Source organism: Sorangium sp. So ce302 (assembly GCF_051530145.1).
Lineage (GTDB): Bacteria > Myxococcota_A > Polyangia > Polyangiales > Polyangiaceae > Sorangium > Sorangium cellulosum_B.
The window spans coordinates 11,406,401-11,418,323 of record NZ_CP150326.1; the positions used below are offsets into that span (position 1 = coordinate 11,406,401).

The window sequence follows — 11,923 nt, forward strand, 5'->3', positions numbered from 1 at the left end:
ACACAGGCATCGTCGATGCTGGGCACGAGGATTGCCTGGGACCACGGATGAAGAACGGAAATGAGCCGATTCGTGGTCGCGTGTCGGACCCATGCGAATCGTCAGACACGGGAACATTGAAAGATTCACAACAACAGGCGTCGTGTCGACCGACTCCTTCAAAGCCTTCTGCGCCGCCAAGGTCAACGGCACCACGGTCGATCCGTCGGAGATGGTCTGTGCGGGACAGGCGGCCAGCAAGCAAACCGATCGCTACGTGTGCGAAATGAACGCCGACTGCCTCGACGGCGGCTCCAAGACCCGTGAAATACACAGCTGCACAACCTGGGATAGCAGCTGCGACGATCGCTGACGGTGGCGCAAGGCTCCGGGCCCCACGCAGGCCTTTTGCGCACTGCTCGCGGAGGACAGGCGCCGGCACACCGATGGGCCGCCAGGCACGACAGTCGAAACAACCCCCCCGGTGTCAGCTTCAGCGGTTCGTCAGGCGCGACACCGTCGCGGACGGCCATCAGGCGATGCGCGTTGCGCCGCGCCTCACGCCGCCAGGGCGGAGGCCTCCTGTCGTCAGCTCGTGAAGGGCGCCCGCCAGCGACGAGTACGTGGCCAGACTGCCTAGCTCCACGTCCACGAGGCTCCTGGCAAGCTCGGGGCGCACGCCGACCAGGAAGAGGCGCGCGCCGAGCAGGGCGACCGCGCGGCTGGTCTGGCCCAGCGCGTGGGCGACCTGGGCGTCCACCGCCGGCACGCCGGTGATATCGAGCAACACGAAGCGCGCCTCGTGCCGGCCCACCCCCTCGACCACGGCCGTGAGCACCTGGAGGGCGCGGTCCCGGTCGATCGCGCCGATCAGCGGCACGAGCAGCACGCCGGGCAGGAGCGGGATGAGCGGGCAGCCGAGCTCACGCACCGTCTCCGAGAGCGTCCGCTCGCTCGCATAGGCCATCTGCAGCTCCGCGTTCTTCGTCGAGAGCGACTGGACGAGCTCGCCGCGCTCGAGGGCCGCGGCGAGCAGCGACGCCCAGACCCCGACGGTGCCCTCGTCGCCGGCCAGCTCGCGGAGGGTCGGCCCCATGAGCGCCACGAACCCCCAGTCGCGCCGCTCGGTGCGGATCGGCAGCAGCATCATCATGAGCGCGCCGCTCGCGGCCGCGGGCGGCAGCAGGTGCTCCGGCGGAAACGCCTCCAGCCGATGGCGGCTGCCGATCGGGGGCGTCGCGCTGCCGTCACGGCTGTAGGCGCCGGCGACGACGAGCGTCTTCGCGTCCTCCCGGAGCGCAAGGCAGGCCCAGATCGCGCTGGTCTTCGCGAGCCACGAGAGCGACATGGATTCCTCCTGGGAGCCGCTGACCAGCGCGAGGCCCACGTCGTGATTGGACCGCACGAGCATCCCGAGCTGCGCCACGAACTCGGCCTCGACGCTGAGCCGAGCCCGAGCGATCGACAGGTGCGCGCCGTCCAGGAACGCCTCGACCCGCCGCGCCGACGCCGCGTCCCCGCCCAGCCGCTCGCGGCGCCGCTCGTGGGACCGGCGGAGCTGGCGCACGATCGCCATCAAGGTGCCCATATCGGAGGAGATGTCGACGGCCTGTTTGTAGGCGCGCTCCAGCGCCTTCGCCGGAGGGGGCGTGGCGCCCTCGATCGCCGCCTCATACGCTTCGAGCACCAGGGCGACCCCCGGCCATACCGCGGCAGGCGACGTACCGGCCGCCAGGGGCCGGGGCGCGAGGAGCAGCTCGACCATCCGTCGATCCAGGTCGCCGCCGCCGTGCTCCCCCGACGCCGCGTCCTCGTCGAGGAAGCTCTGGACCACGTCGCATCCGCACGAGATCCGCTGGATCAACGTGTTCGGCGTGAGCACGAGCTCTGGCGGGGCCGTCTCGCCGGCGAGCATCGAGACGACGAGCTCACACGCGGCGCTCCCCAGCATCTCGAACTGCTGGCGCACGGTGGTCAGCGGTGGGTCGGCGGTTTGCGCCTCCGGCACATCGTCGAAGCCGACGATCGCCAGCTCCTCGGGGATGCGGACGCCCGCCGCCTTCAGCGACGGCATCATCCCGATCGCGTTCTTGTCCGTCCCGAAGACCGCCGCCGTACACGCATTCCGCAGCGCGATGAGCCGCGGGGCGGCGTTCTCGCCGCCTGTATACCAGTTGTCGTCGGTCCGGACGACCAGCTCCGGGTCGAGCGGTATCCCCGCCTCGGCGAGCGTCTCTCGGTAGGCGTCGAAGCGCTCGCGCACATCGGACTCGTGGAAGCAGCCGACGAACGCGATGCGCCGGTGCCCGTGTCCGATCAGATGGCGCACCGCGCCCCGGATCCCGCTGTGGTTGTCCGGGATCACGGACGGGCAGTCGCCCTTGTGGACATGGGTGCCGACGACGACGAGCGGGACCCGCTCGGCGGCGAGCTGCTCGATGCCGTCCACCCCGATCACGACGATCCACCCATCCACCTGTTCTCTGGCGAGCGAAGGGGCCTGGAGCGAGCCGGCCGTGCCGCGCATCACCAGCATGCGACAGCCGTGCTGCCGCGCCGCCTCGTGGATACCCGTCAGGACCGGGTTCCAGAACGAGCCGTCCAGATAGGGGGTGATGACGCCCACGGTCATCCCACGTGACATCCCATGAACGCCTGTACCGCGGCGGGGCGGCTCCGCAAGGCGATTCACGTCACGCATCGAGCGGCCGGCATCTCCCCCTGTGGCCGGCTGCCCGTCCGCGCCATCTTCCTGGGCCGAGCCGTCAGATCGGCCGCCCCGCTGCTCCGGCAACTCGACTTCACTGCCCCGGCTACCCTGAACCATCGCCCCGGTCTCCCTGCTCCCCCGTCCCACGGCTGCGCTCGCGTGCCCACCTATATACCACGGTCCGGACGTATCTCTCTGCGACGGGGCGATGTCGAATTGCTCGCTCGCAAACCACTTCGGTCCATTCGTGCTGAACGCTAACGCTTACCAATCTTCCCATCGACACCCATGCGCCGGTCGCCATGCTCGTGCCACGCGGCCTGCTCGTCCTCGACAACCCGCACCAACATCGGTTGAGCGCGCCAGCCGGCCACACAACCGTCCTGGCAATCGTCCTCGGCGACTCAACACCGCGTCGACCCACGAGCTCTCCACGGGACGACGCGGGAGCCCTACGGACGGCGCGGGGCGTCGGGCCCAGGCCATGCCCGCATCGCGGCCTCCACGGCCGCGCGGAGGCTCTCCCGTGACGCGCCGTCCCGCGCCTGGACCGACATCCCCAGCAAGACGGTCACGTAGAACGTGGCCAGCGCGGCGGCGTCCGTGTCGGACGCGAGCTCGCCGTCCTCGGTGCTCCGCTGGATCCGCGCCTGGAGCGAGGCATGCCAGGCCTCGCGGCACCCTCGCATCAGGTCCTGTACGGGCCGCGCGCCGGGGGAGCACTGGGTCCCGGCCAGCGCGATCATGCAGCCGGACGGCCGATCGGGCCGGGTGAACTCGTCGGCCGCCGTCTCGAGCAGCCGCTGCACCGCGCCGCGGGCCGTCGGCACCTCGGCAAAGATGCAGCCCATGCGCTCGCCCCCCCTGGCGAGATACCGATCCACCGCCGTCCGAAAGAGCTGCTCCTTGCCCCCGAAGGTCGCGTAGAGGCTCGACGGGCTGATGCCCATCGCCGCGCTCAGCTCGTCGAGCGACGTCGCCTCATAGCCCCGGTCCCAGAACAGGAGCATGGCCCGCTCCAGCGCCACCTCCTGATCGAAGGCGCGCGGCCTCCCTCGCCCTCGCTGGACCCGCCCCGCCGAATTTTTCATAACGATCGTTCCATAAATCGCTTGACGGACAGCATCAGCCTACGTAGCTTCTTTATAAGGAACGATCGTTCCAAAAAAAAGGAGAACGTCTCGATGGGTACGTTGAAGGGCAAGGTTGCGCTGGTCACCGGGGGTTCGCGGGGTATCGGGGCGGCGATCGCGAGGCGGCTGGCGCACGAGGGCGCCACCGTGGCCATCACCTATGCCGCGTCGCCCGCGAGGGCAGCCGAGGTGGTGCACGGCATCGAGGCGGCAGGCGGCAGGGCGATCGCCGTCCGGGCGGACAGCGCCGACGCAGAGGCGGTGCGGAGCGCCGTTGCCCAGACGGTGAAGACCTTCGGCCGGCTCGACGTGCTGGTGAACAACGCCGGCGTCGCCGCTATCGCCCCCCTCGATCAGTCCTCGCTGGAGGAGTTCGATCGTCTCATGGCGGTGAACGTCAGGGGCCTCTTCGCCGCCACGCACGAGGCCGTCCGCCACATGGGCGAGGGTGGGCGCATCATCAACATCGGGAGCATCAGCAGCGACGGAGCGCTCATCCCCGGGATGGCCGTCTATGCCGCGACCAAGGGAGCGGTCGCCGGCCTGACCCGCGGCTGGGCCCGGGATCTCGGTCCGCGCGGCATCACGGTCAACAACGTCCAGCCGGGCCCGGTGGACACCGACATGAACCCGGCCGACGGCCCGCTCGCCTCCGGGTTCAAAGGCCAGATCGCCGTGCAGCGCTACGGACAAGGCGACGAGGTCGCCGGCATGGTGGCCTACCTGGCCGGCCCCGAGGGCGCCTTCGTCACGGGCGCCAACCTCAAGATCGACGGCGGCTTCACCGCCTGATCTTCCCGAGCCGCGACCGGAGACCGCGTCAGCCGCCGTCCTCGCCCGGCTCGCCGCCGGTCCCCGGCGAGCGGCACTTCATCACCATGCGGATCTCGTTGCCCTTCTCGTTGTGCCGCACCTCGTCCATGAACGTGCGGATCAGCATCAGGCCGCGGCCGCTCGGCTTGTCCAGGTTGGCGAGGTCGGTCGGATCCGGCAGGTTGCGCGGGTCGAAGCCGGGCCCCTCGTCGCGCACCACGTACGTCGCCTCGGTGCGCGTCTCGCGCGCCACGACGATCACGCGCCGATCCCGGTACGGGCTCTCCGCCCGGCGGCGCTCGACGAGCGCGGAGAAGGCGCTCGGCTGCTCGTCGAGCAGCGTCGAGCTGACCTCGAGGTTGCCGTGCACGATGGCGTTCACGAGCGCCTCGCGCAGCGCCACCGCGACCTGGATCCGGCCCGTCTCGTCGCACAGCCGCATCCGTCCCAGGCTCTGCTCGACGTGGCCCACCAGCGCGGGGACCTTCGCCACGTCGTTGTCGAGCTCGAAATGGGACTCGGTCGCCGTCAGGCACGAGAGGAGCAGCTGCTCCCGCCGATCGAGCCGCGCCACCGCGAGGACGTTCTCGACCGTGTTCACGAGCTCCGCCGCGAGGTTCCGCTTCGCGACGTAGCTCGCGGCGCCGCGCCGCAGCGCCTGCACCGCGATCTCCTCGCTGCCGTGCGCCGTCATCAGGATCACCGGGAGGTAGGGGTGCTCGCGGCGGATCGCCTCGACCAGCTCCAGGCCGTCCATCTCCGGCATCTGGAGATCGGTCAGCACGATCTCGGGCATCGACCTGGCGATCGTCTCGAGCGCCTCGACGCCGTTCTCGGCGTACACGGGCTCCATCCCGGCGCGCTTCTTGAGCAAGCTCCCGGAGAGGCGCCGATCCATCGGGGAGTCGTCCACCACGAGCACCCTCACCATCGCGTCACCTCGCTATCAGAGCGCCGGTCGCCCTGCACCGGCGGCGCCGGGTCCGCCGGCGCGCCCTCGCGCACGAACGCGGCGAGCTCGGGGAGCAGGCGCTCGATCTGCGCCCGCAGCGCGAACTGCGCCTCGGCCATGCTGCCGAGCTCGTTCGCGCGCGCCATCCTCTCCAGCGCGAAGGAGGCCTCGAACGCGCCCCGCGCGCCGAAGCTGTCGACCCCGCCCTTCAGGCTGTGCGCGGCCCGCTGGAGCTTGCGGGCGTCGCCGGCGGCCACCGCGTCGTCGATGTCGCCCATCCAGCGCGGGCACTCCTCCAGGAAGACCTCGGCGAGCTCGCGCAGGAGGTCGGCGTCGCCGCCCGTCCGCTCCAGCGCCCTGGTGCGATCGAACATCGGCCGGGCCGTGATCGAGGAGGGCGAGGGCTGCAGCCGCTCCTCCGATCGGGTGCTCGGCGGCCCGCTGTCGGACGTCGACGAGGGCGCCGACGCGTACGAGCTCGGCGCGCCGAGCGACATGCGCGCCGGGTCCTCGATCTCCAGGGCGGAGGGCCCGGCGGCCAGCCGGTCGATCATGTCGTGGAGCTCGTCGACCTGCACCGGCTTCGACAGGTAGCCGTCGAAGCCGGCCCGGAGGCAGCGCTCGCGGTCGCCCTTCATCGCGTACGCGGTCACGACGATGAGCGGCATGTGCCCGCCCTCGCGCCGCTCGCGGGCGCGGACGGCCCGCGCGACCTGGAGGCCGTCCATCTCGGGCATCTCCACGTCGAGCAGGGCCACGTCGTACTGCCCGCCCGCGATCTTCTCGACGGCGAGGCGGCCGTTCTCGACGATGTGCACGTGGTGGCCCTGCCGCTCCAGCCAGCGGCGCATCAGCTTCTGGTTGATCGCGTTGTCCTCGGCGACGAGCACGCGCAGGCCGCGCGCGCGCGTCCCGGGCGCGGCGCGGCGCGGGTCGGCCGACCGGAGCGAGGTCCGCGTCGGGACGCCGAAGGCGTGGAACACGGCCTCCTGGAGGTGGGACGTCTTCACGGGCTTCGTGACCATGGCGAAGACGCCGAGATCGCGGCAGCGCGCGACGTCCGCCTGCGCGGACGTCGAGCTGAGCAGCATGAGGACGCGCCCCTTCAAGATCTCGCGCTTCCGGCAATGCTCGACCACGGCGAAGCCGTCGACCTTCGGCATGCGGGCGTCGACGATGGCGAGGCCGAACGAGCTGCTCGGCCCGACCGCGTTGCCCCCCGGCTTGCCCCAGGGCAGCGCCCACACGCCCGAGTCCTCCGAGAGCGCCGCGATCGCCGCTGCCCCCGAGTCGACGGGGACCGCCTTCATCCCCCAGCCCTCGATGGTGTCCGCGAGGATGCGCCGCGCGGTCGCGTTGTCGTCGGCGATGAGGACCTTCGTGCCGAGGAGGTCCTTCGGGATCTCCAGGCGGCGCGACCGGGCGGCGCCCTCGAGCGCCCGGAGCTGGAGGGTGAAGTGGAACGTGCTGCCCTTGCCCACCTCGCTCTCGATCCAGATCTTGCCGCCCATCATCTCGACAAGGCGGGCGCAGATCGTGAGGCCGAGCCCCGTGCCTCCGTACTTGCGGGTGGTCGAGCCGTCCGCCTGGGCGAACGCGTCGAAGACGACCCGCTGCTTCTCCGGGGCGATCCCGATGCCCGTGTCGATCACGCTCACGCGGAGCACCACGGCGTCGCCGAGCGCCTCGCCCGCGTAGAGGCTCGGCGTGCCCTGGCTGTCCGCGCTGGCCTCCTCCTCGGCGGTGAGGGGCGCGCGCGCGTCGACCTCGGCGCGGACGACGACCTCGCCGGCGTCGGTGAACTTCACCGCGTTGCTCACGAGGTTGACGAGGACCTGGCGCAGGCGCAGCGGATCGCCGACCAGGGCCTCGGGCACGCCGGGGCCGACGTCGTAGGCGAGCTCGAGCCGCTTCTCGTGGGCGCGGAGCGCGAGCGTCTTCACGGCGTCGCCGATGATCTCGCTCGGGTCGAAGACGACGGGCTCGATCTCGAGCTTGCCGGCCTCGATCTTCGAGAAGTCGAGGACGTCGTTGATGATGGAGAGCAGCGCGTCGGCCGAGATCTTGACCATCTCGAGGTACTCGCGCTGCTCCTGGGTGAGCTCGGTCTGGAGCGCGAGCGACGTCATGCCGATGATGCCGTTCATCGGGGTGCGGATCTCGTGGCTCACGCTGGCGAGGAACTCGCTCTTCGCGCGGCTCGCCGCCTCGGCGGCCTCCTTGGCCTGCTGGAGCTCCTCCTCGACCGCCTGGCGCTGCATGAGCAGGGCGCGCAGGCTCGCGGAGTGCTCGCGCTCGTTCTCGAGCGAGGCCTCGCCCATGGCGTCCGCGCGGCGCTTGGCGATGCTCGCCATCACCGCCATGGCGGGGGTGGTGACGGCGTAGACGATGACCCGGAGGAGGTTGTCTTCCTCGTACGATAACAGGACGCCATCCTTCGAGAAGTAGAGCGCGAAGAAGACGCACGAGATGAGCGCCGTGACGATGCCGCCCCAGAGGCCGCCGCTGAACGCCGCGAAGACGATGATCATCGAGAGGATCGCGGGCGGGTTCGGGATGGTCCAGTCGAGCGCGGCCTCCAGCGTGGTGACCGCGCCGATGACGAGCAGCGCGAGCACGGGGCCGAGCAGCGGGAGCACGAACTTCTCCCACGAGGGCCGGCCGAGGCGCCGGTGCAGCGCGGAGGGGAGCGGCAGGAACGTGCCGCGGCCGTCGGCGTCGCCGCCCACGCCCATGGATGCGCGGGGCTCGCCGCCCAGCGAAGGGCGGGGCTCGCCGCCCAGCGAAGGGCGGAGCTCGCCGCCCAGCGAAAGGCGGGGCTCGCCCCCAAGCGACGGGCGGGGCTCGCCGCCCACTGACGGGCGAGGCTCACCGCTCACCGACGGGCGGGGGTCCGCGTGAGCGGTCCCCGGCGCGGCGGCGGGCGGGGGATCCTCGGCCTTGGGCATGGCCTCATGGAGATAGCGGGGTCGCGATCGGGCGTCCACGGCCGCGAGGGCCGGGTCCCATGGACGGGCGGCGCCGGGGCACAGCGGGCAAGTAGGAGGGACGCCCCTCGGCCCCGAGCAGCACGAGGCCGGGAAGCGCGGGTCGCGCCGCCGGCGGACGCGGCGCTGGCGGCCCGCGCCGCCGGCGCCCCGGCCGTCGCGCGCCGGGGCGCCCGCAGCCACGCTCACCGCGGCGCGCTCACCCCTTCACGCCGCCCGTCGTCAGCCCCGCGATCAGGTGGCGCTGCACCACATAGAACGCCGCCATGACCGGCAGCGACACGAGGAGCGCCCCCGCCGCGAACCGCTCCCATTGCGCGTCGTACTCGCCGATGTACCGCTGCAGCACCACCGGCAGCGTGAACATCTCCTCCTTGCCGAGCAGCGTCGCCGCGAGGATGAACTCGTTGTACGCCGTCATGATCGCGAACAGCGCCGTCACGGCGATCGCCGGCCGCGCCGCCGGGAGCACGACCCGGAGGAAAGCCTGGAAGCGCGTCGCCCCGTCGACCATCGCCGCCTCCTCCAGGTCGACCGGGATCGCCTCGAACGCCGCCCGGAGCTGGAAGATCGAGAACGGCACCGCCGTCGACGCGTAGCAGAGCACGAGCCCGGTCCGCGAGTTGAGCAGGCCGAGCGCGTCGAGCAGGAGGTACAGCGGGATCGCGCTCGCCACCGTGGGGAACATCTGCGTCGCGAGCAGCGCGCGCAGGCCGCGGTCCTTGCCGAGGAACCGGAAGCGCGCGAGCGCGTACGCCGCCGGGACCGCGACGGAGACGCCGGCGGCCGCCGTCGCGAGCGCGACGACGATCGAGTTGGCGAGCTGGCGGGGGAAGAGCCAGATCGGCTCGCCGCCGACCTTCTTCGACGTCGTGACCACCGCCACGATGTGCTCGAGCGTCGGCTGGTTCGGGATGGGCAGCACCTCCGGCACCGGCGGACGCGCCCCGGAGAAGGCGATCGAGGCGACCCAGAGCACCGGGTACAGCGCGAACGCGACCGCCGCGACCAGCGCGGCGTGCACCGCGATCGACTCGACCGGAGAGGGCCTCCGCGTCACGCGACCTCCGTCGCCGCCGCCGGCACGGGCGCCGATCCAGCCTCGGCCCCGCCCTGCGGAATGGCGGAGACGGGCGTCCGCCGCCGCCGGAAGCGAAAGGCCCGCGTCGCGAGCGTCAAGAGCAGGAAGATGAGCACCGAGTACGCCGCCGCGTAGCCGTACTGGGCCTCGCGGGTGAACGCCCACCGGTACGCCTCGGAGACGAGGATGTCCGTGGTGCCGTCCGGGTCGCCGCCGGACACGAGGAACACGACGTTGAACATGTTGAACGTCCAGATCGCGCCCAGCGTCACCGCGGGCGCGAGCACCGGCCTGATCAGAGGCAGCGTAATTTTCCGCAGACGCTGCCACCGCGTGGCGCCGTCGACCTCGGCGGCCTCGAGCACGTCCTCCGGCACGGCGGTGAGCGCGCCCAGCGTGACCACCATCATGAACGGGAACCCGAGCCAGACGTTGGTCGTCACGTTGGCCGTGAACGCCGTCGTGAAGCTCGAGAACCAGGAGATGGGCTCGATGCTCGTCCCGAGCGCGGAGTTCACCGCCTCGATGAGGCCGGTGACGGCCCCGAACTGCCGGTGGAACATGCCCTTCCAGGACAGCGCGGTCACGTAGCTCGGCACGGCCCAGGGCACGATGAGGAGCACCCGGTAGAGCGCCCGGAGGCGCAGGGTCGGGCGGTGCAGGAGCAGCGCCAGCGAGACGCCGAGGAGGACGTGGAGGCAGAGGTTCACCGCGGTCCAGAGCACGGTCACCGCGAGCACGAGGTAGAACGAGCCGCTCGCGAAGAGCGGCCCGCCGCGGGCCGTGAGGATGCTGATGAAGTTGGCGAGGCCGACGTACCGGAGGCCCTCGCCCCTGCCGGCGAAGAGCGACGTCGCCGCGCCGATGACGAGCGGGATCACCACGAGCACGCCGATCGCGACGACCGCGTGCGCGACGTACTTGTAGGCAGGAATCGATCGCCCGAGCGACCGCCGGAACGAGCGCCAGTGCGCGGTGCCGGGCGCCGCGCCCCTCGCGGCGCGGACCCACCGGAGAGCGAGCGCCAGCGCGAGCGCGCCGAGCGCGACGAGGAGCGGCGCCGGCGAGGCGGGGGGCGGGAGCGGCCGGCGGACGTCGTCGAAGCGGCGCTTGGCCTCGGAGAGCGCGACGTCGGGGGGCGCGTCGCCCCGGAGCACCTTGCGGATCGCGCGCGTGGACGGCTCCCAGGTCGAGCGCATCGCCGGCGAGGTCGGCATCGGGATGGCCGCCCTGGCCTGCTCGGTGAACGCCGCGATGAAGGCGTCGCCGGCCGGGACCGCCACGTCGCTCCGCACCGGCGGCGTGCGCGCGAGCTCGAGCCGCGTGGCCGCGGCCGCGGCGCCCGCGAGGTGGCGCGCGAGCGCCCGCGCCCCGGCGCGCCGCGCGCCCTGGGGCGAGAGCATCACCGCCTCGACGGTCAGGAACGGCCGCATCGGGAGGCCGGTCTCGCGCACCTTCGGGAGCGGGACGACGCGGGCGCGCCGCCGCGCCTCTTCGCCGAGGCCGCCCGCGAACCACGGCCCGCTGATCACGAACGCGGCGCGGCCCGCGTTGAACAGGTCGGTCACCAGCGCGCCGTTCGCGTCCTCCGGGACGACCCGCCGCTCGATCAGCGAACGGACGAGCTCGATCGAGCGCTCGGGCCCCGGGCCGACGAAGCCGAACTGGTCGTCCTCGCCCAGCATCGCGCCGCCGAACGCCGCGAGGATCGGCATGTGCGCGTAGGCGTTCGACGCCTCGTACGCGAGCGGGTACACGCCCTCGGGGAGCGAGCCGGCCAGCGCCGCGATGTCCTCGAGGGCCGCCGGGGCCTCCTTCACGAGCGCGGTGTTCATGTAGAGCGCCACGCACTTCTGGCTGATCGGCAGGCCGAGGATCTCGCCCCCCTGCCGGACCGCGGCGAGCGCCGGCCCCTGGAACACGGCCTCGCCGCCCGGATCGAGCGCGTCGCCCACGGGCGCGACGAGGTCGCGCGCGCGGAAGTCGCCGAGCCGCTCGTGGGCGTCGATGAACAGGTCGGGCCCCTCCCCCATCGGGATCGCGGCCTGGAGCTTCGAGGCGTAGGCGTCGAACGGGACGGCGAGGACCTCGACCTCCTCGCCCTCGAAGGCCGCGACGATGGCGTCGAGCGCCCTGGCCTCGTCGTCGCGGTAGGCGTGCCACAGCCGGATCGGCGCCGCGGCCGCGAGCGCGGGCAAGAGGAGGATCAGCGCGGGCGCAGCGAACGCAGCGAGCGTGAGCGCGAGACGACAGCGACGGCTCGGCACG

The 11,923-nt window shown here is 72.0% G+C and carries 8 protein-coding genes; 2 read left to right on the forward strand and 6 right to left on the reverse strand.

The window, feature by feature from the left end; all coding sequences use genetic code 11:
• Positions 1 to 142: 142 nt before the first annotated feature.
• Positions 143 to 352 carry a hypothetical protein gene (locus WME73_RS43220; protein WP_437853894.1) on the forward strand — a complete coding sequence of 70 codons (210 nt, stop codon included), beginning with the start codon at positions 143 to 145 and terminating at the stop codon, positions 350 to 352.
• 159 nt (positions 353 to 511) lie between these two features.
• On the opposite strand, the gene WME73_RS43225 is transcribed toward WME73_RS43220, so the two are convergent.
• Together WME73_RS43225 and WME73_RS43230 are read right to left on the reverse strand one after the other, a co-directional pair.
• Positions 512 to 2,611 carry a substrate-binding domain-containing protein gene (locus WME73_RS43225; protein ID WP_437913391.1) on the reverse strand — a complete coding sequence of 700 codons (2,100 nt, stop codon included), beginning with the start codon at positions 2,609 to 2,611 and terminating at the stop codon, positions 512 to 514.
• Positions 2,612 to 3,141: 530 nt separating this feature from the next.
• Complete coding sequence (locus tag WME73_RS43230) at positions 3,142 to 3,780, reverse strand: TetR/AcrR family transcriptional regulator (RefSeq protein WP_437913392.1); 639 nt, start codon at positions 3,778 to 3,780, stop codon at positions 3,142 to 3,144.
• A gap of 93 nt (positions 3,781 to 3,873) precedes the next feature.
• Between WME73_RS43230 and WME73_RS43235 the strand changes: the two genes are divergently transcribed.
• A complete protein-coding gene (locus WME73_RS43235; protein ID WP_437853900.1) occupies positions 3,874 to 4,614 on the forward strand; it encodes a 3-oxoacyl-ACP reductase family protein in 741 nt (246 codons plus the stop codon).
• Positions 4,615 to 4,642: 28 nt separating this feature from the next.
• Here WME73_RS43235 and WME73_RS43240 read toward each other — a convergent pair whose 3' ends face one another.
• The 4 genes from WME73_RS43240 to WME73_RS43255 form a co-directional block, all read right to left on the reverse strand.
• Positions 4,643 to 5,566 carry a response regulator gene (locus WME73_RS43240; protein ID WP_437742109.1) on the reverse strand — a complete coding sequence of 308 codons (924 nt, stop codon included), beginning with the start codon at positions 5,564 to 5,566 and terminating at the stop codon, positions 4,643 to 4,645.
• Positions 5,560 to 8,535, reverse strand: coding sequence for a response regulator (locus WME73_RS43245; RefSeq protein WP_437913393.1), 2,976 nt, complete (start codon positions 8,533 to 8,535; stop codon positions 5,560 to 5,562). The genes WME73_RS43240 and WME73_RS43245 overlap by 7 nt, the downstream gene beginning before the upstream one ends.
• Before the next feature lie 238 nt (positions 8,536 to 8,773).
• A complete protein-coding gene (locus tag WME73_RS43250; RefSeq protein ID WP_437712264.1) occupies positions 8,774 to 9,634 on the reverse strand; it encodes a sugar ABC transporter permease in 861 nt (286 codons plus the stop codon).
• The gene (locus WME73_RS43255; RefSeq protein WP_437913394.1) at positions 9,631 to 11,922 is read right to left on the reverse strand and encodes an extracellular solute-binding protein; all 2,292 of its coding nucleotides are present in this window, start codon (positions 11,920 to 11,922) and stop codon (positions 9,631 to 9,633) included. The genes WME73_RS43250 and WME73_RS43255 overlap by 4 nt, the downstream gene beginning before the upstream one ends.
• Between the last annotated feature and the right edge of the window lies 1 nt (position 11,923).

What these genes read in the sequence shown, in the direction of transcription:
- WME73_RS43235 (WP_437853900.1), top strand. Translation starts at nt 3,874, where the DNA reads ATGGGTACGTTGAAGGGCAAGGTTGCGCTGGTCACCGGGGGTTCGCGG.
- WME73_RS43230 (WP_437913392.1), bottom strand. Translation starts at nt 3,780, where the DNA reads ATGAAAAATTCGGCGGGGCGGGTCCAGCGAGGGCGAGGGAGGCCGCGC.
- WME73_RS43240 (WP_437742109.1), bottom strand. Translation starts at nt 5,566, where the DNA reads ATGGTGAGGGTGCTCGTGGTGGACGACTCCCCGATGGATCGGCGCCTC.
- WME73_RS43245 (WP_437913393.1), bottom strand. Translation starts at nt 8,535, where the DNA reads ATGCCCAAGGCCGAGGATCCCCCGCCCGCCGCCGCGCCGGGGACCGCT.
- WME73_RS43225 (WP_437913391.1), bottom strand. Translation starts at nt 2,611, where the DNA reads ATGACCGTGGGCGTCATCACCCCCTATCTGGACGGCTCGTTCTGGAAC.